Genomic DNA, 25,103 nt, shown 5'->3' with positions numbered 1-25,103 from the left:
CTCAGACGCTATGGGGCGGCAGGGGCAACGGCAGCCCGGGTAGCCCATCCAGGCTGGTCGCCACGTGCTCCTTCTTCTGGAAGTACGCGTCCAGCGACACGTCGTCCTCCCGCGCGAAGCGCTTGGCGTGCAGCTCGCGGTCTTCCTCGTACGCCATGAAGGGCACCGCGTAGCCGCAGGTGTCGCGGATGAGTTCGGCCGTCACGACGATGATCGCGCGCAGGCCGTGCGGGGTCGGGTCGATGTCCGGGAAGTGGGCGAGCAGTTCCTTGAAGCGTGGGTCGTCACGGAAGACGGGCTCCCCGTGGCCGTGTACGCGGACGATGTTCGGCGGGCCCTGGAAGGCGCACCACATCAGCGTGATCCGGCCGTTCTCCCGCAGGTGGGCGATCGTCTCGGCGTTGCTTCCGGCGAAGTCCAGGTAGGCGACGGTGAGTTCGTCGAGGACCGCGAACGAGCCCTTGAGGCCCTTGGGGGAGAGGTTGACCGTGCCGTCGCCGGACAGGGGCGCGGTCGCGGTGAAGAAGAGGGGCTGCGCCTCGATGAACGTACGCAGTCGGCCGTCTATGCGCTCGTAGGTCTTTCCCATGTCCAACGATTATTGGCGCAACTCCTTTGGCTGTCTAAGGAATTGCGCACCCATTGCGCGCCCTGGGGCCTGCGGGCTCCGTGGCCGCCCCGGCCCAGCGCTCGGGGCGGCCACGGAGGGCTTACTTGGTGTCGCTACTGGTTGAGCTCGCAGGCCGCGAGCGCTTCGAGGCCTTCGGGCTTCTCGGCGGCGCGGCCGATCGCCGTCTCGATGCGGTTGAGTGCGGCGACGCGCTTGTCTTCGAGCGGGCCGAGGATGGCGTTCTGGACGAAGTTGGGGCCGCCCTGGCCGACGGTGTCGACGAGGCGCTGGTTGGCCTCGGCGATCTGGGTGTCGAGCTGGGCAAGGTTGCTGTCCACCTCGGCCTGTGCGGAAGCGGGGATCTCGGCGGGCAGGCTCGGCTCGACGTCGGGGCAGCTGATGGTGCCCGCGGCGCCGGCGTTGCCCGCGTCCTCGGCTCCGCCCGCGTCCTCCGCGTCTCCGGCGTCACCGGCCGCGTCCCCGGCTCCGGCGCCGGCCTCGTTCTCGCCAGCCGCGCCGGTGGCCGCCTCGGTCGGCTCCTCCTCGGCTTCGCCGCCCGCGTCAGCCGCGCCACCCGCATCGAGGGTGCAGGCCGCGAGGGCTTCGAGGCCTTCGGGCTTCTCGGCGGCGCGGCCGATGGCGGTCTCGATGCGGTTCAGGGTGGCGATGCGCTTGTCTTCGAGCGGGCCGAGGATGGCGTTCTGGACGAAGTTGGGGCCGCCCTGGCCGACGGTGTCGACGAGGCGCTGGTCGGCCTCGGAGATCTGGGTGTCGAGGAGGGTGAGGTTGCGCTCCACCTCGGCCTGTGCGGAGGCCGGGATCTCGGGAAGGCTGCCCTCGACGGCCGGACAGTTCACCGTGCCGGGCGACGCGTTCGTGGCGGCCTGCTCGCCGTTGTTCGACGTCTCTCCGGCCAAGGCCGATCCGGCGATCACGGCGCCGGACAACACCACCGCGGCGGCGCCGCCGATCATCGCCACGCGGCGCTTGTTGTACTTCGGGAGAGCCCTGGACATGCGGAAGCCTCGCTCTGGTCGGGGGTGGGCCGCCCGTGGTCCCTCGGGCGGCGTGCTGTCTGTGCGGTTGCGGTACAGCGGTTTACAAACGCGGCGCCTGCGTTCAGCGGGAGATACGGGAAAGCGATTTCCCCCGTTCAAAGGAAACCTGAGATTTGTTCGCCGTACTCTCCAGCGGACCCCGAGATTGACGAACCATGCAGAGTGCTGCATACTCATGCATGTCAGCGAATGCACTGTGAGGAGAAACCCGTGACCGAGCGCGTCGTACTCGCCTACTCGGGCGGCCTGGACACCTCCGTCGCCATCGGCTGGATCGCCGAGGAGACGGGCGCCGAGGTCATCGCCGTTGCCGTGGACGTCGGTCAGGGCGGCGAGGACCTGGACGTCATCCGCAAGCGCGCGCTCGCCTGCGGTGCCGTCGAGGCCGAGGTCGCGGACGCCAGGGACGAGTTCGCCGAGGAGTACTGCCTCCCGGCGATCAAGGCCAACGCCCTCTACATGGACCGCTACCCGCTGGTCTCCGCCCTCTCCCGGCCGACCATCGTCAAGCACCTCGTCGCCGCCGCCCAGAAGCACGGCGCCACCACGGTCGCCCACGGCTGCACCGGCAAGGGCAACGACCAGGTCCGCTTCGAGGCCGGCATCGTCGCCCTCGCCCCCGACCTCAAGTGCATCGCCCCGGTCCGCGACTACGCGATGACCCGGGACAAGGCGATCGCCTTCTGCGAGGAGAAGGGCCTGCCGATCGCCACCACCAAGAAGTCGCCGTACTCCATCGACCAGAACGTCTTCGGACGCGCCGTCGAGACCGGCTTCCTGGAGGACATCTGGAACGCCCCGATCGAGGACGTCTACGAGTACACGCAGAACCCCGCGCTCCCGCGGGAGCCCGACGAGGTGATCGTCACCTTCAAGGCGGGCGTCCCGGTCGCGATCGACGGCAAGCCCGTCACCGTCCTGCAGGCCATCCAGCAGCTCAACCAGCGCGCCGGCGCCCAGGGCATCGGCCGGATCGACATGGTCGAGGACCGCCTGGTCGGCATCAAGTCCCGTGAGGTGTACGAGGCTCCCGGCGCCATCGCGCTGATCACGGCCCACCAGGAGCTGGAGAACGTCACCGTCGAGCGCGAACTGGCCCGCTACAAGCGGCAGGTCGAGCAGCGCTGGGGCGAACTGGTCTACGACGGCCAGTGGTTCTCCCCGCTCAAGCGCGCCCTGGACGGCTTCATCAACGAGGCCAACCAGCACGTATCCGGCGACATCCGGATGACCCTGCACGGCGGTCGCGCCGTCGTCACCGGCCGGCGCTCCGAGTCGTCGCTGTACGACTTCAATCTCGCTACGTACGACACGGGCGACTCCTTCGACCAGTCCGCGGCCAAGGGCTTCATCGACATCTACAGCCTGTCGTCGAAGATCGCGGCCAAGCGCGACCTGGCGTAAGACTCGTACGTACTGGCCTGACAGCCGCCTCCTCACCTGCAAGGGTGGGGAGGCGGTCGCACATCATCACTCCGAGGAGCAGAGCAAGTGAGCAGCAACAGCGGTGACGTACGGCTCTGGGGCGGCCGTTTCGCCGACGGTCCAGCCGAGGCCCTGGCGAAGCTGTCCGCGTCCGTCCACTTCGACTGGCGGCTCGCGCCGTACGACATCGCCGGTTCGCGAGCCCACGCGCGCGTGCTGCACAAGGCGAACCTCCTCACGGCCGACGAGCTGGAGCGCATGCTCCAAGGGCTCGACCAGCTCGAAGCCGATGTCGCAGACGGCTCCCTCGTCGGCACCATCGCCGACGAGGACGTCCACACCGCGCTGGAGCGCGGCCTGCTGGAGCGGATCGGCCCGGACCTCGGCGGCAAGCTGCGCGCGGGCCGCTCGCGCAACGACCAGGTCGCCACGCTCTTCCGGATGTACCTGCGCGACCACGCCCGCATCATCGGCGGCCTGATCGCCGACCTCCAGGACGCCCTGATCGGCCTGGCCGAGGCCCACCCGGACGTCGCCATGCCGGGCCGTACGCATCTTCAGCACGCGCAGCCGGTGCTCTTCGCGCATCACGTACTGGCCCACGCGCAGTCCCTGTCCCGGGACGCCGAGCGGCTGCGTCAGTGGGACGAGCGGACGGCGGTGTCGCCGTACGGCTCGGGAGCCCTGGCCGGCAGCAGTCTGGGACTCGACCCGGAGGCCGTCGCCCGCGACCTCGGCTTCGAGCACGGCAGCTCGGGCAACTCCATCGACGGGACGGCCTCGCGGGACTTCGCCGCCGAGTTCGCCTTCATCACCGCGATGATCGGTGTGAACCTCTCCCGGATCGCCGAGGAGATCATCATCTGGAACACGAAGGAGTTCTCCTTCGTCACCCTCCACGACGCCTTCTCCACCGGCTCCTCGATCATGCCGCAGAAGAAGAACCCGGACATCGCGGAGCTGGCGCGCGGCAAGTCGGGCCGGCTCATCGGCAATCTCACGGGGCTCATGGCGACGCTCAAGGCCCTGCCCCTCGCGTACAACCGCGACCTCCAGGAGGACAAGGAGCCGGTCTTCGACTCCTGCGACCAGCTGGAGGTCCTGCTCCCCGCCTTCACCGGCATGATGGCCACCCTGACCGTCAACCGCGAGCGCATGGAGGAGCTGGCCCCGGCCGGTTTCTCGCTCGCCACCGACATCGCCGAGTGGCTGGTCAAGCAGGGTGTGCCGTTTCGGGTCGCGCACGAGGTCGCGGGCGAGTGCGTGAAGGTCGCCGAGGCCGAGGGCAAGGAGCTGGACCAGCTGACCGACGAACAGTTCGCGAAGATCTCCGCGCACCTGACCCCCGAGGTACGCACCGTCCTCAACGTCCCCGGCGCCCTCGCCTCCCGCAACGGCCGCGGCGGTACGGCACCCAGCGCGGTCGCGGTCCAGCTCGCCGAGGTCAAGGCGGACGTGGTGGCCCAGCACGCGTGGGCGAACGCCCGCAAGTAAGGGGTTGGGCGAGCGCCCGCCAATGCCTGGGGTCAGTGCGGCAGTGCGGCGGTCACAGCGCGTCGGCCGGATCGCCCGTGGACTCGGACGGGGTGCTGCCCACGCCCCCGTCCTTCTCAGGGCAGTCCTCGTCGCTCCAGGCGCTGGTTCCGCTGTTCGACGTGCCTTCCTCGACGATGAACTCGATCTTGTCGCGCGGCGGTTCGTCACCGTCGGCGGCGATGGCGACACCGCCTCCGGCCAGGCCCGCGACGGCCAGCACAGTGGCGGCGACGACAACTGTCTTACGGGTACGACGTGCCATGTCGGTGGCTCCTTCAGCCGAGTGGGACGACATCGGGTACACGGCCAAGAGCATCAGGTGAGGGCGAAAACGGGCTTAAAGCGGCCCGTGGCCAGGGAACTTGGGCACCCGTACGCCAGGGCTACGGGTGCTCCGCCCCGCCCTCCAGCCGCTGGCCGCGCAACAGGAACCACGCCGCCACCGCCGCGCCGAGCAGCACCGCCGCACCGGCACCCGCCGCGAGCGTGAGCCCGTCGACGAAGGCCGCGCGGGCGGCGCCCAGCAGCGCCTGAGCGTTCGGCAGACCCGCCGTCGCCTCCACCGCGCCGCCCAGGGACTCGTGCGCCGCGGCGGCCACCTCCGGGGACGTACCGGCCGGAGCCGTGAAGCCGCCGTAGACGCCGGTGACGATGGAGCCGAGGAGCGCGATACCGAGGGCGGCGCCGAGTTCGTACGCCGTCTCGGAGACCGCGGACGCGGCGCCTGCCTGCTCCTTGGGCACACTGGAGAGGATCACGTCGGCGGTCACGGTGAACGAGAAGCCCGCGCCGACGCCCACGACCAGCAGCGCGCCGCCGAGCAGCGGATAGCCGGTGGACTGGCTCAGCAACGTGAGCGTGGCCAGCGCGAGGCCGATCGCGGCGAGCCCGCCCGCGACGACGGCCCGTACCGAGTAGCGGCGCGCCACCGAACCCGCGATCAGTCCGGCCGCCACCGCGCCCACCGCGGCGGGCAGTTCGGCGAGACCCGCCACCAACGGCCGCATCCCCTGGACGAGTTGCAGATACTGCGAGAGGAAGAAGACCAGACCGGACAGGCCGAGAATGGTCAGCAGATCGGCGAGCACGGCCGCCGAGAAGCCGCGGTTGCGGAACAGCCGCATGTCCAACAGCGGCGTTTCCAGCGCGAATTGACGGCGTACGAAGCCGAAGAGGGCTGCGGCACCCAGCAGCCCCGCGGCAGCCGCCTCCCCGCTCACCCCGTGCGCGGCGGCCTCCTTGACCCCGTACACGATGCCGACCATCCCGATGAGCGACAGGACGACACTGATCAGGTCCCACGGGCCGGGCTCGGGATTACGCGACTCGGGCAGCAGCTTCATGCCGACGACGACGAGGACCGCCATCACGGGGAGGTTGATGAGGAAGACGGAACCCCACCAGAAGTGCTCCAGCAGGAAACCGCCGGCGATCGGTCCGATCGCCATGCCCGCGGAGGCGGTCGCGCCCCAGATGCCGACGGCGAGACTGCGTTCGCGCGGGTCGTGGAAGAGGTTGCGGATGAGGGCGAGCGTGGCGGGCATCAGGGTCGCGCCCGCGACACCGAGCAGCGCCCGCGCCAGGATCATCAACTCCGCAGTGCTCGCATAGGCGTTGAGCACGGAGGTCAGACCGAACGCGACCGAGCCGATGAGCAGCAGCTTCTTACGGCCGATACGGTCGCCGAGGCTGCCCATCGAGACGAGCAGACCGGCGATCACGAACGAGTAGACGTCACCGATCCACAGCAACTGCGTGCCGGACGGCTTCAGGTCCTCGCTGATGTACGGGGTGGCAAGCCCCAGCACGGTCGCGTCGACGGCCACAAGGAGCACGGCGAGCACCAGCACGGCCAAGGCGAGCCAGCGCCCGGGGCGCTTCTCCACCTCGGCCGCCGCCGTCCACTGCTGTGTGCTGGTCATGATTCTCTCCGTAGTGCGCCGCCGAGCAACAGCTCGACGATCATGTGGTGGAAGTCCTTGGCGGCGACCTTGCCGCTCAGGACGACCCAGGCGCAGGACGCGATCAGTGCGAACAGCGCCTCGGTGAGCCAGGCAGGCGTGAGGTCGATACGGAACTCGCCGCTCTCCTGGCCACGCCGGAACAGGGCGGAGATACGGGCGTCGAGCCGCTCCCAGCCCGCGTTCTGCTGCTCACCCTCGAAGAGCTGGTTCTCCGTGTAGAGGAAGGAGAGCAGCCCGGCGGCGGGCTCGACCTCGCGCACCAGTCGGCGTACGGCATCGCTCGCGGACCCCTCCTCGAGCCGCGCCGCGTCCAGCGCCGCCTCGCACTCCTCGATGCCGAGCTCTTCGAGCGCTCGTACGAGGGCGTCGCGCCCGGCGAACTGGCGGTGCAGGGTGGCCCGGCTGATCCCGGCCGCCTTGGCGACCTCGTCCATGGTGGCGGTGGACTTCCGGGTGAGCAGCGCGGCGGCGCTGCGAAGCACATGTGCACGATCGACAGCCATGAGACAAACATAGCCCATATGAGACATGGATGTCTCATTCAAGGCGTACGCGGCTCATCCATGCTCGCTCAGTCATGCCTGCCTGCGGTGTTGTACTCCGGTGATCCGTGGGTGCTCAGTGCCAGGGCAGCTGCCCGCGCCGCTCCCAGTACGCGCCCGGCTCCTCGGCGAGTGCGGACAGCAGGGCCGCCTGTTCGTCGTCCAGGTCCACCACCGCGGCGTGCAGGTTCGAGACGAGCTGGTTGACGGTGGCCGCGCCGGAGAGGACGACACCGGCCCAGGGCTGCCGCAGGACGAGGGCGAGGGCGACCGCGTCGGCGCCGAGTTCCGCCGCCTCGGCGATGGCGCGTACGGCCTCCGGGGCGTGCGGACCGGCGAGGCGGCCGTTGGCCATGGCCTCCTTGACGATCACGGTGAGCCCGGCGTCATGTGCTTCGGCGAGCGCGGGCGCGGCGGAGGTCTCCAGGGCGTTGTACGTGGCCTGGACGGTACGGAAGAGGGGCTCGCCCTCGACCGTCACGGCGAGCGCGGCCCGGATGGCGTCGGCCTGGGCGGGTCCGCTGGTGGAGAAGCCGATCGTGAGCCCCTGGGCTGCGGCCTCCGCCAGCTTGGCGTGGAGTTCCTTGTCGGTGAGGGCCGGGCTGTCCGGGGTCACCGAGTGGATCTGATACAGGTCGAGCCGGTCGCCGAGCAGTCCGGCGGACTCGGCGCGCTGCCGCTCGTACGTGGCGACGCTGTGGTCCTTGACCTCGTGCTCCTCGGCGTCCGCCCGCCACTGGGCGGTGTAGGTGTAGCCCCACTTGCTGCCGATGACGACATCGTCGACCTCGGGCCGGGTGCGCAGCCAGTCGGCGAGGAACTCCTCGGAACGGCCGTACGAGCGGGCCGCGTCGAAGTAGCGCACGCCCTGGGCGTAGGCGGCGTCGAGGAGTTCATGGGAACGTTCGCGCAACGCCTCGACGCTGCGTTCGGCCGGGAGGTCGCTCTCGCGGCCGAGATTGATATAGCCGGGGCGGCCGACGGCGGCGAGGCCCAGGCCGATGTGGCAGGTGGGGGTCGTCGCTGAGGCGAGTCGTGCGAAGGGCATCGCGGGCTCCGTTCGGTCGCTCCTTTGCGGCTCGGACCAACGTAACCGTTTCTATGGCCATGGGCCGCTGTGCCGACCCGCGGTGAGGACGTCCCCGAACTCGGCTCCGCCGGATCTTGCCGCCGTCCTTAAGCCGGTTTTCGCCTCCGCCTGATGGTCTTGCTCCCAGGCAACGCCTCACAACGGCCTCGCCCGCGCCCCGTGCGCCGGGCGGAGCCGCAGTCCGACGGCGCTAAGGAGCGACAAGACCATGACACGTACGCCCCACACGGTCCTCGCATCAGACAGCGCGGAGGCACTGTGACCACGAACCGCGAGACAAGCGACGGCAAGCTTCTCGAAGAGGCGCTCTTCGAGGTCAAGCGCGTGATCGTCGGCCAAGATCGCATGGTGGAGCGGATGTTCACCGCGGTCCTGGCCCGTGGGCACTGCCTGCTGCAGGGCGTGCCGGGTGTCGCCAAGACGCTCGCCGCGAAGACCCTCGCCCAGGTCGCGGGCGGAAAGTTCGCACGGCTCCAGTTCACCCCGGACCTCGTACCGTCCGACATCACCGGCACCCGGATCTACCGGCAGTCCAGTGAGACCTTCACCGTCGAACCCGGCCCCGTCGTCGCGAACTTCGTCCTCGCCGACGAGATCAACCGCGCCCCCGCCAAGGTGCAGTCCGCGCTCCTCGAAGTGATGGGCGAGCACCAGGTCTCCATCGGCGGCACCACCATCCCCGTCCCCCAGCCGTTCCTCGTACTCGCCACCCAGAACCCCATCGAGTCCGAGGGCGTCTACCAACTCCCCGAAGCCCAGCGCGACCGCTTCCTGCTCAAGGTGGAGATCGCCGCCCCGAGCGAGTCCGAAGAGCTCGCGATCCTCTACCGGATGAGCGTCGACCCACCCCGGGCGCGCCCTGTCCTCACCCCGGAGCGGTTGATCGCGCTCCAGCGCGCGGCCGACGAGGTGTTCGTGCACCACGCGATCGCCGAGTACGCCGTACGGCTGATCGTCTCGACCCGTGAACTCGCGGGCCGCGACGGCCGGCTGGCGCACGGTGCGGGACCTCGCGCCACCCTCGGCCTGGTCGCCGCCGCCCGCGCACTCGCCCTGCTGCGCGGCCGTGGCTACGTCCTCCCTGAGGACGTACACGATCTGGCCCACGAGGTCATCGCGCACCGGCTGGTGATGTCCTTCGACGCGCTCGCCGACGGCATCACCGGAGCCGAGATCGTCGACGAGGTGCTGGCCGCGGTGGAGCAGCCACGCGTCAGTCCGCGCCACGACCTCGGGCCCGACCAGGAGGAGAATGCGGCATGAGCGGCAGCACCCCGAGCCTGCGTGAACTCACTCCCGAACAAGCCCTGAAACACCTGGAGTTGCTCTTCACCCGTCGCCCCGACGGCCTGCTCCAGGGCGACCACCCGGGGCTGGTGCCCGGTCCCGGCAGCGAGGTGGCCGAGACCCGTCCGTACGCCATCGGGGACGACGTACGCCGGATGGACTGGAGCGCCACCGCGCGCACCACCGTCCCGCACGTCCGGCTCACCCTCGCCGACCGCGAACTGACCACCTGGATCGTCCTCGACGCCTCCGCGAGCATGGACTTCGGCACCGCTCACATGGAGAAACGCGATCTGGCCGTCGGCGCCGCCGCGGCCGTCGCCTTCCTCACCGAGCGGGCCGGAAACCGGATCGGCGCCCAGATCACCGGCCCCGACGGTATCCGGCGGATCCCGCCGCGCACCGGCCGCGCCCACCTCCTCAGAGTGCTGCGCGCCGCCCTGGACCGTCCCCGCGTGGCACCCGGCCCGGCCGCCCCCGGTCAGAGCCTCGCCGACGCCCTGTACGCGCTGCGCACCCTGCCCGGCAGCGGCCTCGTCGCCGTCGTCTCCGACTTCCTGGAGACCGGCTGGGAGCAGCCGCTGCGCACCATCGCCCACCGCCACCAGTTGCTCGCGGTCGAGACGGTCGACCCCCGCGAACTGGAGCTGCCCGACGTGGGCCTGCTCACCGTCGTCGACCCCGAGACCGGCCGCAGGCGTGAAATCCCCACCAACGCACGGCGGTTGCGCGAGCGGTACGCCGCGGCGGCGCTGGAACAGCGGGCGTTGATCAAGACGTCCATACGCCGGGCGGGCGCGGCCCATCTGCGGCTGCGTACGGATCGCGACTGGGTGCGTGATGTCGTACGCCATGTCGCGGCCCAGCGGCGCAGGGCCGGAGGCGGTGCCGCGTGAACGCCCGGCCCGCGCAGGTGAGCGCCACGTCACCGCCGTCCCCATCCCCATCCGTCCTCCGGGAGCTGCCATGAGTCTGCGTTCGCCCGGCTGGCTACTGCTCCTGGTGCCACTGGTCGCGCTGATCGCCGTGTATCTGGTGGTGCAGCGACGACGCGGCCGGTACGCCGTCCGGTTCACCAACCTCGATCTGCTCGACAAGGTCGCGCCCAAGCAGCCCGGCTGGCGCCGGCATGTCCCCGCGGCCGCCTTCTGCGCCATGGTAGGCCTGCTGATCGTCGGTTTCGCCCGGCCCACCACCGAGGTGCAGGTGCCGCGCGAACGGGCCACGATCGTCGTCGCCTTCGACGTCTCGGCCTCCATGGAGGCCACGGATGTCGAGCCGACCCGTTTCGAGGCGGCCCAGCAGGCGGCCCTCGCCTTCGTCGACCGGCTGCCCGAGCGCTTCAACGCCGGGCTCGTCCCGTTCAGCGGCACCGCGAACGTGGCGGTGCCGCCGACCACCGACCGGGCCGCGCTGCGCACCGCCATCGAGCGGCTCACCACCGGCGAGGGCACGGCGATCGGCGAGGCCGTCGTGGCCTCGCGCGACGCCGTCCGCATGCTCGACCGGGAGGCCGAGCGGCGCCCGCCGCCCGCGCACATCGTGCTCCTGTCGGACGGCTCCAACACCACGGGCCGCTCCATCGAAGAGGCGGCCCAAGAGGCGGCCGGCGACCAGATTCCGGTCTCGACCATCGCGTACGGCACGGAAGGGGGCACCATTGAGCTGCCCTCGGGCGACAGCATCCCGGTCCCTGTGGACGGCCCCGCCCTGGAGAACCTTGCCTCCAGCACCGGCGGCGACTTCCACGAGGCCGCGACCGGGGAAGAACTCCAGGCGGTGTACGAGGACATCGGCAGCTCCGTGGGCCACCGCACGGAGGAACGCGAGATCTGGCAGTGGTTCGTAGCCGCGGGGCTGCTTGCGGCCTTGGCCGCCGCAGCTACATCGCTGCTCTGGTTCTCGAGGTTGCCGTGACGCTGCGCGGGCGCTCCGCTGGGGGTGCGGTTCGACGCTGCGGGTTCGTTGTGGCTGGTCGCGCAGTTCCCCGCGCCCCTATGGGGCGCCGGTACTGCACCGGACTTCGCAAGTCCGCTTAAGGAGGAACTTTCGTGTCCGACAACCGATACACCGGCCACCCCGGCCCCGCGGCCCCTCCGGGCCCCGAGCCCGACGGCCATGATCCGGCCACGGGCCGCGAGCATCCGTACGGTGACGCCGGAAGCGCGGACGACGGCTGGTCGAGGCCGGACGCCGACGACCCGTACCCGGGTCTGGCCGCGGCGCGCGGCGGCCCGTTCGACGGCGTGGGCGCCCGGGACGCAGCCCCGGTCGCGCCGTCGCACGATCCGTACGGCGGTGTGAAGCCAGGTGCACAGGCCGGTGACCCGTACTCGAGTAGGCCCACCGAGCCCCCGTACACCGGCCTCGGGGAACCCCGCGGGCCCGCGTTCGTGCCGGGCCGACCACCGTCGACGTTCGGGCCGCCTGTGGCGGGGGCCCGGCCGGCGGAGGCGTATACGTCCCCGTACGCCACCCCGCAGGCACCGGCCCAGCGAGGCCCCCGAAAGCCCCGCCCGATCGTTGCGGCGGTCCTCGCCGCCGTGCTCGCGGGCGGTGCTGCGGGGTACGCGGCCGGGGGCTTCGGCGAGTCGGACTCCGACGAGCCCGCCGCCGCGCAGGACGTCGGCGGGCTGGAAGCCGTCGCCGCGCGGGTGCTGCCCAGCGTGGTGTCGATCCAGACGGACGACGGTCAGGGCTCCGGGTTCGTGTTCGACGAGCGTGGCCGGATCCTCACCAACGCCCATGTGGTGGCGGGCAGTTCGGAGGTGTCCATCGAGTTGCAGGACGGCCGGAGGCTTCGTGCGGACGTACTCGGCGACGATCGCGCCAACGACGTGGCCGTTCTCGAACCCGAGACGGCACGCGGTCTGCGCGCCGCCGATCTCGCCACCGGCGCCCGGCCCGGTGTGGGCGACACCGTCCTCGCCATCGGCTCCCCGCTCGGCCTGAGCGGAACCGTCACCTCCGGCATCGTCAGCGCCCTCGACCGCTCCGTACAGCTCGGCGAGGGTGGTGAACGACGCCGCGCCCTGCAGACCGACGCGTCGATCAACCCGGGAAACTCCGGCGGACCCCTGGTGGACGCGAGGGGGCGCGTCATCGGCATCAATACGGCCATCGCGACGTTGGACCAGCAGCGCGGTGGTTCCATAGGCATCGGTTTCGCGATCCCCGTGGCCGACGCGAGGGAGGCCGCGCAGGCGATCATCGACGCAAGTTAACGGCAGGGGTGGAGCAGACATGAGACTCCTGATAGTCGAGGACGAAGAAGACCTGGTCGTCGCGCTCAGGCTTGGCCTCGTCAGGGCCGGATACGCCGTCGACGTCGCCCCGGACGTGGACACGGCCACGGAGAAGCTGGCCGTGAACGACTACGACCTTGTCCTGCTCGACCTGAATCTTCCGGACGGCGACGGGTTCTCGGTGTGCCGGGCGGCACGAGTGACGCCGGGCGGCCCCCGCATCCTGATGCTCACCGCCCGTGACCGGCTCGCCGACCGGGTCCGCGGACTCGACGAGGGCGCCGACGACTACCTGGTGAAACCCTTCATGCTGCCCGAACTCCTCGCCCGTATCCGCGCCCTGCTGCGCCGTGAGGACGGCGGCACCTCGGTCGTCGAGGTCGGCGAACTCCGCCTGGACACCGCCCGCTTCGAGGCCTTCCGCGGGGGACGCCCACTCCACCTCACCCCCAAGGAGTTCGGCGTCCTGCACTATCTGATGACCCGCCCCGGCCGCGTCGTACCGGCCGAGGAACTGCTCGAGCACGTCTGGGACGAGAACGCCGACCCGTTCACCAACACCGTGCGGGTCACGGTCGGCTCCCTGCGCCGGAAGATCACCGGAGACGAGGAGCCCCTCATCGAGACGGTGATCCGGCAGGGCTACCGGCTCAAGGAGGACAACGGGCTCAGGGAGGACGCGGGATGACCGGCCACCATCGCCGGGGCGGGCTGATCGCCGCACTCCGGCTCGTGAGGGCGAAGCTGCGCCTGCCCGCCTTCACCCACACCATCCGCTTCCGGCTCACCGTCCTCTACTCCGGCCTGCTGTTCGTCCTCACCGCCCTCGTCCTCGGCGCGACCTACATCGCGGTCGAGCGCAGCGGCGAGGCGCACCCCGTCAGCAATTCGTTCCCGGCGAAGAAGTACATCAACGGCGTCTACATGGGCGAGTTCGACGCCGTGAAGCTCAAGGAGGTCGAGGCCGCCGTCAACTACTCCACCCTGGACAACCTCCGCCGCTCCTCCTTCTTCGTCCTCGGCGGCCTCGGCGTCACCAGCCTCGCCATCGGCTGGATCCTCTCCGGCCGCGTGCTGCGTCCCGTACGGGCCATCTCCCGTACGGCAGCCGACATCCAGGCCACCGACCTCTCGCAGCGCATCCGGCTGGATGGGCCGAAAGACGAACTGCGCGACCTCGCCGACACCATCGACTCCATGCTCGACCGGGTCGACGAGGCCTTCCGCGCCCAGCGCCAGCTCATCGACGACGCCTCGCACGAACTGCGCAGCCCGCTCGCCATCATCCGCGCCAACCTGGACGCGGTGCTGACCACCGAGGAGTCCGACGAGGCGGAACGCAGGGCCGCCGCCCGCAGCGTGGACCGCGCCACGACCCGTATGACACGGCTGGTCGAGGACCTGCTGGCCACGGCCCGCCGTACCGCACCCGCGCTCGCCGACGCCGACGTGGACCTGGCGGCGGCGGCCGGCGAGGCCTGCGAGGAGTTCGTGCCGCTCGCCGCGGAGCGCGGTCTCGTCCTGTACCGCCGCCTCGCCACGGGCCTGACGGTCATCGGCGACCACGACGCGCTGCGACGCGCGATCGGCAACCTGCTCTCCAACGCCGTACGGCTCGCTCCGCCCGGCACCCGTATCACCGTCTCGACGGGCCGCCAGGACGGCTGGCTGTGGACGTCCGTACAGGACGAGGGCCCTGGCATCCTCGACGACGACCAGGCCCGCGTCTTCGACCGCTTCTGGCGAGCGAAGGGCAACGGCGGCGGACGGGACCGGCACGCGGGCCTAGGTCTCGCCATCGTGCGCCAGATCGTGGAGTCCCACGGCGGCCAGGTCCGGCTGTTCTCCCGGGTGGGAGAGGGCTCGACGTTCGTCCTGTGGTTCCCCGCACCGGGCGCCGAGCACGTGGACGGCGGGCCGCCCGAGGAGCAGCCCGCCGTCTGACGTGGTCGTAAGTGCTTTACGCTGCTTTGGCCTTCGTGGCGTACATGTCGACGTACTCTTGACCCGACAGACGCATGACCTCCGCCATCACCGAGTCGGTGACGGCACGCAGTACATAGCGGTCGCGGTCCATGCCCTCGTAGCGGGAGAACTCCATCGCCTCGCCGAAGCGGACCGTGACGCGACCGGGGCGCGGGATGCCGGCGCCGCCCGGCTGGAGCTTGTCGGTGCCGATCATCGCGAACGGAACGACCGGGGCGCCGGTCATCAGGGTCAGGCGCGCGATGCCCGTACGACCGCGGTAGAGGCGGCCGTCGGGGGAGCGGGTGCCCTCCGGGTAGATGCCGAAGATCCGGCCCTCCTCCAGGATCCGGCGGCCGGTCATCAGCGCCGCGACCCCGCCGTTCGCGCCGTCCCGGTCCACCGGGATCATGCCGACACCGGTGAAGAACCAGGCCATCAGACGGCCCTTCAGCCCCTTCCCGGTGACGTACTCGTCCTTGCCGATGAAGAAGACCTGACGGTTACAGACCAGCGGCAGCACGATCGAGTCGATGAACGTGAGGTGGTTGCCGGCCAGGATGACCGGTCCTGAGCCAGGGATGTGCTCCGCACCTTCCACCCGTGGGCGGAACATCAGGCGCATGATCGGTCCGAGCACTGCCTTGATGAGCGCGAAGCGGGACAACGGGCCCTCCGGTGTCAAGGGAAAAGGGATAAGTCTCTGCAGGTGAGGACGATACTCGCGGCCCCCGGGGTGTTGCACACCGGGTTCACGGAGTGGATACGCAGTGTCGCTACTTGTTTACCTTGGGTGTCGCGCTGTTGCACGTCCGACACCTGCACGAGATGTGTGAGGAATGCCGCATCTGTCAGATCGAGGTCCCGTCAACTCCCGCACCTCATACGACACTCAGCATCATCCGCGTGTTCCGTCCCAGGTCTCCCACCTGTCACCCAAGGGCACCTACGATCGTCCGGATTTGGCAGGTGCAGGGCAGCAATGTGAGGAGCGCTCATGGGGACGCAGGGGTCGGACGAGCAGGGGCGGGGCACGAGACGGCGGGCGCTGCTCGGGGCCGCGGTGCTGGGCGCGGGCGGAGCGGCCCTCGCTCTGCCCGGCGCGGCCGCAGCCGCCGAACGTCACGGCGGCGGGGGCTACAAGAGCCTGCCGGTGCCGACGATCATCGGGCACCGCGGGGCCAGCGGCTATCGGCCGGAGCACACTCTCGGCGCGTACCAACTGGCCCTCGACATGGGCGCGCACGTCATCGAGCAGGACCTCGTCCCCACCAAGGACGGCCACCTTGTGTGCCGCCACGAGAACGACATCACCGGCACCACCGACGTCGCGGACCACCCCGAGTTCGCCGGCCGCAGGACGACGAAGAGCGTCGACGGCGTGTCCTTCACGGGCTGGTTCACCGAGGACTTCACGCTCGCCGAGCTGAAGACGCTGCGCGCCAAGGAGCGCATCCCGGGCAACCGCCCGCACAACACGCTGTACGACGGACGCTGGGACGTTCCCACCTTCGAGGAGGTCCTGCGCTGGGCCGAGCGCGAGAGCCGTAAGCGCGGCAAGGAGGTGTGGCTGCACGTCGAGACCAAGCACCCCACCTACTTCCGGGGACTGGGCCTGGGCCTTGAGGAGCGGCTCGCCAAGCTGCTGCGCAAGTACGGCAAGCACAAGAAGAACGCGCCCGTCTTTCTCCAGTCCTTCGAGCCCAGCAGCATCCAGCGGCTGAACAAGCTGGTCGACAACCCGCTCGTCGTGCTGCTGTCCTCCGCGAACAGCCGCCCCTGGGACTTCGTCCAGGCAGGCGACCCGCGCACCGTCGCCGACCTCGTCAAGCCCGAGGGCCTGAAGTGGATCGCCTCGTACGCGCAGGGCCTCGGCCCCACTCTCGACCTGGTCATCCCGAAGGACGCGAGCGGCAAGCTCACCAGGCCGACCACCCTCGTCGACGACGCGCACGACGCGGGCCTGATCCTGCACCCGTACACGATGCGCAACGAAAACACCTTCCTGCCCGCCGACTTCAGGAAGGGCACGGACCCGAACGCCTACGGCGACGTCTTCGGCGCCTTCCAGGTCTACTTCGAGACCGGCATCGACGGCGTCTTCACCGACAACCCGGACACCGGCCTCCTCGCCCACGAGGACTTCGTCAACGGCTGAGGTCAATGACTGAGCCCCGATGCACCGGTTGGGGTGATAAACGGTCGCTCCGGGCAACCTCTCCCGGAGCGACCGCGTCGTGCCGCATATGACGCATGACATGTCTGTCACGGATATGGCAGCCACGTATATGTCCGCCACGGGCATGGTCGCCGCGCTCAGCCCGCTGCTCGCCGCCGAAGCCTCCGCGGAGGCGCACGCCTCCGGGACCGAGCCCGGCGACCTCGAACAGGCCGTCTGGCTGCGGCTCCTGGAACACCTCGACGCGGACGGCCCGCCCGCCGATCCCGCCGACTGGCTGCGCGTCGCCGTCCGTACCGAGGCCCGCCGCAGCCGGCGCACCGCGAGCGTCGAGCTGCCGTACGGCACCGAGCCCGCCGACGAGAGCGGACCGGACCCGGAGCAACTCGCGCTCACCGCCGCCCGACGCCGCGCCCTGCACTCCGCCGTACGTCGGCTTCCCGGCCGCTGCCCGCGTCTGATGGCGGCGCTCTTGTCCCCGCAAGACCTGACATACCGGGAGATCGCGGGGGAGTTGGGTATCTCACAGGGCAGTCTCGGTCCGGAACGTTCCAGATGCCTGGGATGTCTGCGTCGAATGCTCACCGAGGAGGTTGCGCCCCCGTGAGCGCGGGGATAGGAGTGAGGGACAACCGGCGGAGCAGGTGAGCGGGAGGCATGCACACATGGGCATGAGCGTGACCATCTCGGGGGCGACCGAGCAGGACGCCGAACAGATCCTCAAACTGCAGTTCCTCTGCTACCAGAGCGAGGCCGAGCTGTACGGCGACTACAGCATCGAGCCCCTCACCCAGTCCCTCGCCTCCCTCAAGGCGGAGCTGGCGAGCGGCACGGTCCTGGTGGCCCGGCTCGGCGACGAGGTGGTGGCCTCGGTGCGCGGCGCCGTGGACGCGGACGGGACGGCGCGCATCGACAAGCTGATCGTCCACCCGCGTATGCAGCGGCACGGCCTGGGCGGACGGCTGCTCGACGCCATCGAGGCGAGGCTCTCCGACGGCGGCGCGGTCAAGAGCTTCCAGCTGTTCACCGGGCACCGCAGCGAGCACAACCTCCAGCTGTACCGGAGGCACGGCTACGAGGCCGTGGCCAGGCGGCGCGTCCACGAGCGGCTCACGTTGGTGACGCTGGCCAAGCCGGTGGAGGCGGGCGCGTTCGTCGCGAGCGCCTAGCCCTGCTCCCCGGCAGGCGCCTTGGTACGCGCCTTGCGCAGCCAGAACATCGCCGTCACCGGGAGCAGCACGGGGATGAACAAGTACCCCATGCCGTAGTCCGACCACACCGTGGCGTCGGGGAAGGCGGACGGGTCCGCGAGGGTCCAGGTGCCCACGGTCAGTACGCCCACGAGTTCGGCGGCGCAGCACACCAGCGCCGCCTTGCGGGCCGTTTCGCCGCCGCGGACCAGGGAGTACGTGATGAAGCCGTACACCAGGCCCGCGACCGCGGACAGCGAGTAGGCGAGCGGGGCCTTGTCGAACTCCGTCGTGATCTGCACGACGGAGCGCGAGACGGCGCCGACGACCATCACCCCGTACAGCCAGACCAGCAGCATGCCCGGACCGCTGATGAGCCGCGTCCGCGCGGGCTTCTCCTCGGCCACAGGCACCTCAGCCTCCCCAGATGTCATAGAGCCGCACCTGAAGCACGGCGAGCACCACACCGCCGGCCGCGACCGTCACCGAGCCCCAACGGGTGCGCTCCGCCAGCGACATGAAGCCCGCCGCCGGGATGCAGGCGAACGCGCCGACCAGATACGCCACGAAGATCGTCGTGCCCTGCTCCGGCTTCTCGCCGCGCGCCAGCTGAACGATCCCGACCACCATCTGGGCCAGGGCGAGCAGCGAGACCACCGCCATACCGATGAAGTGCCAGTCCTTGGTCGGCTGGTCCCGGTAGGCGGCCCAGCCGCACCACGCGGCGAGCACGAGCGCGGCGACGGTGGTCGCCCACGTCAGGGCATCAAGCATGCTCAGACCCTATTACGGGCCAAAAGACACGGCGCCCGCGCCCCCGGGGGCCCTGCCGTCGTATCGACCGCCTGACGCCCCATCACCGCGACTCACAGGGTTCGCTCTCTCACAAGGAGTAGACCCCGTGGTGCAGTTCAGTGCTCTCATGCTGCATGCTGGGCAGTTCAGCAGGCCCGATGGTCCCTGAAGGTTACGGAGCGGCGCATGACGAACACCTTCCCCGACATCTCCCTCAGCACGGAGCGGTTGGTGCTGCGCCCTCTCGAGGACGAGGACGTGCCCGCCCTCACCGAGATGATGAACGACGAGCTGGTCGGAGCCTGGACATCGGTGCCGCAGCCCTTCACCGAGGACGCCGCCCGCACCTGGGTCAGCGAGTACGCGCCCACCGAGCGCACCGAGGGCCGGGGCCTCGACCTCGCCGTCACCGAGTTCCTCACCCAGCGCCTGGTCGGCATCGTCCAGCTGGGCAAGGCGAACTGGCATGTGCGCTCCACCGAGATGTCGTACATCATCGCCCCCTGGGCCCGCGGCGAGGGTTACGCCTCCGAAGCCGCGCTCGCCACCGCCCAATGGCTGCTGCGCGACCAGAAGTTCGAGCGCCTGGAGCTGCGTACGGCGGCCGACAACACCGCCTCCCAGCAGGTCGCCCAGAAGATCGGCTGTATCAGCGAGGGCGTCCTGCGTGGCGCCTGTATAGCCCGGACCCGAACCGAGGACGGCGGCTGGGCCGACCTGCGTACCGACTACATCGTGTGGAGCCTGCTCCCCGAAGACCTTGACGGCGTCGGCGAGCAGCCCACAGACTCCAGCGGTTTCACCTCGTACTCCGACTGGAACTGAATCGAACGGGCGGTCGCCGCGACCCTCGCCCACATCACCACAAGTCACCAGGTACGCTCACGGGGCTCCGCATACTCTCCCACTCGACGACCTGCGAAGACTTCAGGAGACTGACGACGATGGCCGACCGGGTCACGGTGATCGGCTGGGACGGCTCGCCGCTGACCGACGCGGCGCGCTCCGCACTCGGCGCCGCCACACTGGTGGCCGGCGCGGCCCATCATCTGGCGCTGCCCGAGGTGCCCCAGGCCGCCGAACGCATCCGGCTCGGCAGCGTCGCCCTCGCCGCCCGCCGTATCGCCGGACACCGCGGCACCGCCGTGGTCCTCGCCGACGGCGACCCGGGCTTCTTCGGAGTCGTACGCACCCTGCGCGCCCCCGAGTTCGGCCTCGAGGTCGAAGTGGTGCCCGCGGTCTCCTCGGTCGCCGCCGCCTTCGCCCGAGCCGGAATGCCCTGGGACGACGCCCAGGTGGTCGTCGCCCACCGCCGTACCCTGCGACGCGCGGTGAACGTGTGCCGCGCCCACACCAAGGTCGCCGTCCTCACCTCGCCCGGCGCCGGACCGGCCGAACTCGGCCTGCTCCTCGACGGAGTGCACCGCACCTTCGTCATCTGCGAGGAACTCGGCACCGACCGCGAACAGGTCACGATGCTCACCTCCGACAAGGCCGCCGACCACACCTGGCGCGACCCGAACGTCGTCATCGTCCTGGGCGGGCCCGTCGCCTCGACCGAGCGCGGCGGCTGGATCGCCGGACGCGACCCGGGCGCGGGCCCGCGCGGCTGGGCGCTGCCCGCTGAGGCGTACGGCGGCGCGGTCGGAGAGGGCGAGAACGAGCCGTTGCGCGCCGCTCAACTCGCCCATCTGGGACCGCGCGTGGGTGATCTCGTCTGGGACATCGGTTCCGGCAGCGGCGCCTTCGCCACGGAGGCCGCACGCTGTGGCGCCGGGGTCATCGCCGTGGACCGCGACCGGAACGCCTGCGCCCGCACCATGGACGCCGCCCGCCGCTTCGGCGTACAGCTCCAGATCGTGCACGGCACCGCGCCGCACATCCTGGAGAACATGCCCGAACCCGATGTCGTGCGTGTCGGGGGCGGGGGCGCCGCGGTGGTATCCGCCGTCGCCGACCGGCGCCCCCAGCGGATCGTCACGCACGCCGCGACACGCGACGCCGCCGAACTCATCGGCAGGGACCTGACGGAGCACGGCTATCAGGTCGAGTGCGCGCTTCTGCAGTCCGTCGAACTGGACACCCGCGCCTGGACGGAGAAGGAACGGAGCGTCGCGTTCCTGCTCTCAGGAGAACTGGGGCGGCGCGATGGGGGTACCCCCAGGCGTTAAGCACCGGGGGAGCCTCGTTGAGGGGTGGTGGTCGGGCGCTGCCCGACCGCGCCCCGTGATCCTGCCGTGATCCTGGTGTCGTACCGCTCGCGGTAGGCTGGCCGATCGTTGTACTGCGTCGGCTTGTCCGAAATTTCGTCGGTCGATGTCCGGAAAACGGCCCCGTTTTGGGGTGCGCGTGGTACGGCGGACCCGGAGGGCGCGCAACGTGGCGCAGTCCACAGCGGGCCGTGGCGGATCACCCTGCCGCGGTGGACGACAGACCGCGACAATGCCTGTTAATGGCTTTGTCGACTGCCGTTCGTGCCGCCCGGCACGCATGCTCGTTCTTCACTGCGGGCGGTCGGTGTGCCGCTCCGGACGAGCAGGTCGTAGAGCACAAACCGATGGGCGAGGGGTACGCATGACCGACACCGGCCAGATCCCGGGCGAGGGACTGCCGGAGAGCGCAGGCATGGTGGAGCAGCCGGGCGCCCAGGCGCCGGGTGCGTACCCCTACCTCTCCGAGACTCCCGCCGAGGACCACGAAGACCTGTTGCTGCTGCCGGGCGCCCAGGGCGCCTGGGGCAACGAGGTCCCTCCGCCGCCACCGGCTCCCGTTCCCGAGGTCGTGCACGAGCCTGGGCCGCATGAGATGTCGGGCCGGGACAGTGGGTCGGTCGACCTGGGCGGGGTTCGGCTGCCGGAGCCCGAGCCTGCTCCCGAGCCCGTACCTGTGCCCGTTCCCGAGCCCGCGCGGCAGGCGCCCGCGGCCCGTCGTCCGCTGCACCTCGGTCCGCCGACACCGGACAGTGCCGGAAGCCCGGTACGTTCGCTGGCCGACCGGGGTCCGGCTGGTGCTCCGGCCGGCCCCGTGCCCGTACGGCAGTCCGGTCCGCCCACGGTGGGTCCCGAGTACCTCGGCGTTCCGCGCGACGAGATCGCTTTGCAGGGGGCGGCGCCCTGGGGGGCCCGGGGTCAGGCGGGCCTTGAGGGGGGTGCCGCAGAAACGGTCGTCCGGGGTGTTGAGGAGGGCGACGGAGCGGGGCCGGGGCAGGGCTCCGAGGGCGTGGGGGTCGGTGAGGTTCCTCAGGTCGGCCTGGAGGTCGGGGCTCCGCAGGTCGTGGAGGAGGCGGTTGGTGAGGGGGCTTCTGGTCCTGATGCCGCCCAGGATTCCGATGTCGACCACGGTTCCGAGGCCGTGGAGGCTTCCGCCGATGTGCCGGTGACGGAGTACGTACCGGTGCCCGAGGCCCAGGGTTACGCCGAAATCCCGGATGCCGCAGAGGAGTTCGCGGCTTCGGCTCCGCAGAACCCGGAAGCCGAGCAGATCCCGCAGGCCGCGGCTCCGGAGGCTGCCTACGTCCCGGATGACGCGCCCGGGGCAACGGAACAACCCGCACAGCAAGGGGAGTCGGGACAGTACGAGGAACCCGCACAGTACGAGGAGCCCGTACACCTTGAGGCTCCCGCGCAGGAGGCGCACGCGCCCCATCACGCGGAAGCCGCGCACTTCCAGCCCGCCCCGGCGGTCTCGCACTTCCCGCAGGCGCCCGAGCCCCAGCTGCCTCCGCACGCCGCTGAACCGCAACTCCAGGACCCCGCCGAGCAGTTCACGGAAGCCGAGCCGCAGGCCCCGGTCACCGGTGCGGACGAGGCGGCGCAGTCCGTGGGCACCGAGGAAGCCGCACAGTTCGCGGAACACGCGGAGGCGTCAGGGCAGTTCGACGCCCAGGCCCAGGCCCCCGCCGAGCCGCAGCAAGCCGCCCTCGCCGACGCAGCCATACACGCGCAAGCTCCCGAGCAGGCCCAACCCGAGCAACCCGACCAGCCTCTCGGCCAGTTCGTGCCCGTCGAAGGCACCGTCCCGACGACGCCCCACCTCGCCCCGACACCCCCGCACGCCATGACCATCCCGCCCCTCCCGGAGTCGGAACCCCTCCCGGAGGCGGAGCACCCCGCAGAGGCGGAGCACCCCGCGGAGGAGGCACCGGCAGCCGAGGAGCAGCCCGTGCCCGCCGACGCGGAGACCTCCGAAGCTCCGGCCCCTGAGCACCCCGTCGTCACGCTCCCAGCTCCCCGCGAGGTCGAACTGGCCGAACCGGTCGCCGCCGAGTCCGAGGCAACTCCCGTACCGGAGCCCACCGTTGAGGACACCGAGCACGCTGAGGACCCGGCGCAGCAGCAGCCCGTAGCAGCCCAGCAGGCGGAGGACCTGGACACCCTGGCCGCCGCCGATGCGGCCGAGCAGAGGGAGCAGGAGGAGAGCACGGCCCCCGTCGCGGACGTACGCGAGTTCCCCGCCCCCGCCGCACCCGGCTACGACGACGCCGAGCGCGAGGCCGTCCTGCGCGTCATGCGCGAGCGCCGCGACATCCGCAACGGCTTCCGCGGTGACCCCATCCCGCACGAGGTGCTGCTCCGCGTCCTGGAGGCGGCGCACACCGCGCCGTCCGTCGGCCACTCCCAGCCCTGGGACTTCGTCGTCATCCGCTCCGCCGACACCCGGCGCACGATGCACGAACTGGCCATGCGCCAGCGCGACGCGTACGCGAAATCGCTGCCCAAGGGCCGGGCGAAGCAGTTCAAGGAACTGAAGATCGAGGCCATCCTCGACACCCCGGTGAACATCGTCGTCACCGCCGACCCGACCCGCGGCGGCCGTCACACCCTGGGCCGCCACACGCAGCCGCAGATGGCCCCGTACTCCTCCGCGCTCGCGGTCGAGAACCTGTGGCTGGCCGCCCGCGCCGAGGGCCTGGGCGTCGGCTGGGTCAGCTTCTTCGACGAGCGCGAAATGGTCCGCACCCTCGGCCTGCCCGAGCACCTGGAGGTCGTGGCCTACCTCTGCGTCGGATACGTCGACGAGTTCCCGGACGAGCCCGAGCTGATGCAGGCCGGCTGGTCCAAGCGCCGCCCGCTGTCCTGGGTCGTCCACGAGGAGACGTACGGCCGCCGCGCCCTGCCCGGCGAGGAGCCGCACGACCTGCTCGCCGAGACCGTCTCCAACATCCGCCCGCTGGATGCCAAGGCGCTCGGCGAGGCGTGGGAGCGCCAGAAGCGCATGACGAAGCCCGCGGGCGCGCTCGGCATGCTGGAGATCATCTCCGCGCAGCTGAGCGGCCTGTCCCGGATGTGCCCGCCCCCGATCCCGGAACCGGCCGCCGTAGCGATCTTCGCGGGCGACCACGGCGTGCACGCCCAGGGCGTCACCCCGTGGCCGCAAGAGGTCACCGCCCAGATGGTGGCCAACATCCTCGGCGGGGGAGCGGTCGTGAACGCCTTCGCCAGTCAGGTCGGCACCGAGGTCTGTGTCGTCGACGTGGGAGTCGCCTCCGACCTGCCCGCGACGCCGGGCCTGCTGCCGCGCAAGGTCCGGGCCGGCACCGCCGACATGACGACCGGCCCCGCGCTGACCCGCGAGGAGGTCAAGCAGGCAATCGAGGTGGGCATCGACACGGCCCGCGACTTGGTGGCCGCGGGGAACAAAGCCCTGATCACCGGCGAGATGGGCATCGCGAACACGACCGCGTCCGCCGCCCTGATCGCCGTCTTCACGGACACCGACCCCTCCGAGGTGACCGGCCGCGGCACCGGCATCAACGACGAGACGCTGGCCCGCAAGACCGACGTCGTACGCCGCGCCATCGAACTCCACCAGCCGGACCCGGCCGACCCCATCGCCGTCCTCGCCGCGGTCGGCGGCCTCGAACACGCCGCGATGGTCGGCCTGTTGCTCGGCGGCGCGTCCCTGCGTACGCCGGTGATCCTGGACGGCGTAAGCGCTGGCGCCGCCGCCCTGGTGGCCCGCGCCATCGCCCCCGAGGTCCTGGCAGCCTGCATCGCGGGCCACCGCAGCGCCGAACCGGGCCACGTAGCAGCCCTGAACAAACTGGGCCTCCGCCCCCTGGTCGACCTGGACCTCCGCCTCGGCGAGGGCACCGGCGCCCTCCTGGCCCTCCCCATGGTCCAGAGCGCAGCAAGGGCGATGCACGAGGTGGCAACGTTCGACTCAGCGGGGGTAACGGAGAAGTAGGCGGCGCCGGTCTGTGGGCAGTCGTTCCGCA

Annotated in this window: 23 protein-coding genes; 14 read left to right on the top strand and 9 right to left on the bottom strand. The window is 70.7% G+C overall.

Annotation, left to right across the window (positions count from 1 at the left end):
• Nucleotide 1 precedes the first annotated feature (1 nt).
• Together ACYVO6_RS01000 and ACYVO6_RS00995 are read right to left on the bottom strand one after the other, a co-directional pair.
• Nucleotides 2–589, bottom strand: coding sequence for a pyridoxamine 5'-phosphate oxidase family protein (locus ACYVO6_RS01000; protein WP_461056458.1), 588 nt, complete (start codon nucleotides 587–589; stop codon nucleotides 2–4).
• A 134-nt stretch (nucleotides 590–723) separates the two neighbouring features.
• On the bottom strand, nucleotides 724–1,626 hold the full coding sequence (locus tag ACYVO6_RS00995) for a hypothetical protein (RefSeq protein WP_461056457.1): 903 nt from the start codon (nucleotides 1,624–1,626) through the stop codon (nucleotides 724–726).
• A gap of 252 nt (nucleotides 1,627–1,878) precedes the next feature.
• Here ACYVO6_RS00995 and ACYVO6_RS00990 point away from each other — a divergent pair, with 252 nt between their 5' ends.
• Nucleotides 1,879–3,072, top strand: a complete 1,194-nt coding sequence (locus tag ACYVO6_RS00990) for an argininosuccinate synthase (protein ID WP_461056456.1) — start codon at nucleotides 1,879–1,881, stop codon at nucleotides 3,070–3,072.
• A gap of 87 nt (nucleotides 3,073–3,159) precedes the next feature.
• Nucleotides 3,160–4,587, top strand: coding sequence for an argininosuccinate lyase (gene argH, locus ACYVO6_RS00985; protein ID WP_461056455.1), 1,428 nt, complete (start codon nucleotides 3,160–3,162; stop codon nucleotides 4,585–4,587).
• Nucleotides 4,588–4,639: 52 nt separating this feature from the next.
• Here argH and ACYVO6_RS00980 read toward each other — a convergent pair whose 3' ends face one another.
• The 4 genes from ACYVO6_RS00980 to ACYVO6_RS00965 form a co-directional block, all read right to left on the bottom strand.
• Complete coding sequence (locus tag ACYVO6_RS00980; RefSeq protein ID WP_461056454.1) at nucleotides 4,640–4,891, bottom strand: hypothetical protein; 252 nt, start codon at nucleotides 4,889–4,891, stop codon at nucleotides 4,640–4,642.
• 121 nt (nucleotides 4,892–5,012) lie between these two features.
• Nucleotides 5,013–6,551 carry an MFS transporter gene (locus tag ACYVO6_RS00975; protein WP_461056453.1) on the bottom strand — a complete coding sequence of 513 codons (1,539 nt, stop codon included), beginning with the start codon at nucleotides 6,549–6,551 and terminating at the stop codon, nucleotides 5,013–5,015.
• Nucleotides 6,548–7,096 (bottom strand): TetR/AcrR family transcriptional regulator, encoded by a 549-nt coding sequence (locus ACYVO6_RS00970; RefSeq protein WP_461056452.1) that lies wholly within the window; start codon nucleotides 7,094–7,096, stop codon nucleotides 6,548–6,550. Before ACYVO6_RS00970 ends, ACYVO6_RS00975 begins: the two co-directional genes overlap by 4 nt.
• A 115-nt stretch (nucleotides 7,097–7,211) precedes the next feature.
• Nucleotides 7,212–8,183, bottom strand: coding sequence for an aldo/keto reductase (locus ACYVO6_RS00965; RefSeq protein WP_461056451.1), 972 nt, complete (start codon nucleotides 8,181–8,183; stop codon nucleotides 7,212–7,214).
• 300 nt (nucleotides 8,184–8,483) lie between these two features.
• On the opposite strand from ACYVO6_RS00965, the gene ACYVO6_RS00960 reads away from it, so the two are divergent.
• The 6 genes from ACYVO6_RS00960 to ACYVO6_RS00935 all read left to right on the top strand — a co-directional run bounded on the left by ACYVO6_RS00960 (nucleotide 8,484) and on the right by ACYVO6_RS00935 (nucleotide 14,701).
• Nucleotides 8,484–9,488, top strand: a complete 1,005-nt coding sequence (locus ACYVO6_RS00960; RefSeq protein ID WP_461056450.1) for an AAA family ATPase — start codon at nucleotides 8,484–8,486, stop codon at nucleotides 9,486–9,488.
• Nucleotides 9,485–10,408 carry a DUF58 domain-containing protein gene (locus ACYVO6_RS00955; protein ID WP_461056449.1) on the top strand — a complete coding sequence of 308 codons (924 nt, stop codon included), beginning with the start codon at nucleotides 9,485–9,487 and terminating at the stop codon, nucleotides 10,406–10,408. The genes ACYVO6_RS00960 and ACYVO6_RS00955 overlap by 4 nt, the downstream gene beginning before the upstream one ends.
• A gap of 70 nt (nucleotides 10,409–10,478) precedes the next feature.
• A complete protein-coding gene (locus ACYVO6_RS00950; RefSeq protein WP_461056448.1) occupies nucleotides 10,479–11,429 on the top strand; it encodes a VWA domain-containing protein in 951 nt (316 codons plus the stop codon).
• Nucleotides 11,430–11,563: 134 nt separating this feature from the next.
• Nucleotides 11,564–12,736, top strand: coding sequence for a S1C family serine protease (locus ACYVO6_RS00945; RefSeq protein WP_461056447.1), 1,173 nt, complete (start codon nucleotides 11,564–11,566; stop codon nucleotides 12,734–12,736).
• Nucleotides 12,737–12,755: 19 nt separating this feature from the next.
• Nucleotides 12,756–13,445: a response regulator transcription factor gene (locus tag ACYVO6_RS00940; protein WP_461056446.1), complete on the top strand. Its 690-nt coding sequence runs from the start codon at nucleotides 12,756–12,758 to the stop codon at nucleotides 13,443–13,445.
• A complete protein-coding gene (locus ACYVO6_RS00935) occupies nucleotides 13,442–14,701 on the top strand; it encodes a sensor histidine kinase (RefSeq protein WP_461056445.1) in 1,260 nt (419 codons plus the stop codon). The genes ACYVO6_RS00940 and ACYVO6_RS00935 overlap by 4 nt, the downstream gene beginning before the upstream one ends.
• Before the next feature lie 16 nt (nucleotides 14,702–14,717).
• On the opposite strand, the gene ACYVO6_RS00930 is transcribed toward ACYVO6_RS00935, so the two are convergent.
• A complete protein-coding gene (locus tag ACYVO6_RS00930; RefSeq protein WP_461056712.1) occupies nucleotides 14,718–15,389 on the bottom strand; it encodes a lysophospholipid acyltransferase family protein in 672 nt (223 codons plus the stop codon).
• 330 nt (nucleotides 15,390–15,719) lie between these two features.
• Between ACYVO6_RS00930 and ACYVO6_RS00925 the strand changes: the two genes are divergently transcribed.
• The 3 genes from ACYVO6_RS00925 to ACYVO6_RS00915 all read left to right on the top strand — a co-directional run bounded on the left by ACYVO6_RS00925 (nucleotide 15,720) and on the right by ACYVO6_RS00915 (nucleotide 18,070).
• Nucleotides 15,720–16,880 (top strand): glycerophosphodiester phosphodiesterase, encoded by a 1,161-nt coding sequence (locus tag ACYVO6_RS00925; protein ID WP_461056444.1) that lies wholly within the window; start codon nucleotides 15,720–15,722, stop codon nucleotides 16,878–16,880.
• A gap of 100 nt (nucleotides 16,881–16,980) precedes the next feature.
• Nucleotides 16,981–17,508, top strand: coding sequence for an RNA polymerase sigma factor (locus ACYVO6_RS00920; RefSeq protein ID WP_461056443.1), 528 nt, complete (start codon nucleotides 16,981–16,983; stop codon nucleotides 17,506–17,508).
• A gap of 58 nt (nucleotides 17,509–17,566) precedes the next feature.
• Nucleotides 17,567–18,070, top strand: coding sequence for a GNAT family N-acetyltransferase (locus tag ACYVO6_RS00915; protein ID WP_461056442.1), 504 nt, complete (start codon nucleotides 17,567–17,569; stop codon nucleotides 18,068–18,070).
• Here the strand turns inward: ACYVO6_RS00915 and ACYVO6_RS00910 are convergent.
• Nucleotides 18,067–18,525 carry a hypothetical protein gene (locus ACYVO6_RS00910; protein WP_461056441.1) on the bottom strand — a complete coding sequence of 153 codons (459 nt, stop codon included), beginning with the start codon at nucleotides 18,523–18,525 and terminating at the stop codon, nucleotides 18,067–18,069. The two genes, ACYVO6_RS00915 and ACYVO6_RS00910, sit on opposite strands and share 4 nt — an antisense overlap.
• Entirely contained in the window at nucleotides 18,506–18,865 is a 360-nt protein-coding gene (locus ACYVO6_RS00905; RefSeq protein ID WP_461056440.1) for a hypothetical protein, read from the bottom strand. The genes ACYVO6_RS00910 and ACYVO6_RS00905 overlap by 20 nt, the downstream gene beginning before the upstream one ends.
• 207 nt (nucleotides 18,866–19,072) lie before the next feature.
• Between ACYVO6_RS00905 and ACYVO6_RS00900 the strand changes: the two genes are divergently transcribed.
• The 3 genes from ACYVO6_RS00900 (at nucleotide 19,073) to cobT (ending at nucleotide 25,072) form a co-directional block, all read left to right on the top strand.
• The gene (locus tag ACYVO6_RS00900) at nucleotides 19,073–19,711 is read left to right on the top strand and encodes a GNAT family N-acetyltransferase (RefSeq protein ID WP_461056439.1); all 639 of its coding nucleotides are present in this window, start codon (nucleotides 19,073–19,075) and stop codon (nucleotides 19,709–19,711) included.
• A gap of 119 nt (nucleotides 19,712–19,830) precedes the next feature.
• Entirely contained in the window at nucleotides 19,831–21,057 is a 1,227-nt protein-coding gene (gene cbiE / locus ACYVO6_RS00895) for a precorrin-6y C5,15-methyltransferase (decarboxylating) subunit CbiE (protein ID WP_461056438.1), read from the top strand.
• Nucleotides 21,058–21,460: 403 nt separating this feature from the next.
• Nucleotides 21,461–25,072 carry a nicotinate-nucleotide--dimethylbenzimidazole phosphoribosyltransferase gene (gene cobT, locus ACYVO6_RS00890; RefSeq protein WP_461056437.1) on the top strand — a complete coding sequence of 1,204 codons (3,612 nt, stop codon included), beginning with the start codon at nucleotides 21,461–21,463 and terminating at the stop codon, nucleotides 25,070–25,072.
• The last annotated feature ends 31 nt before the right edge of the window (nucleotides 25,073–25,103 follow it).

Source organism: Streptomyces pseudoechinosporeus, assembly GCF_054783935.1.
The sequence above is the reverse complement of the archived record's forward strand: the minus strand, read 5'-3'. Positions and strand labels throughout refer to the sequence as shown.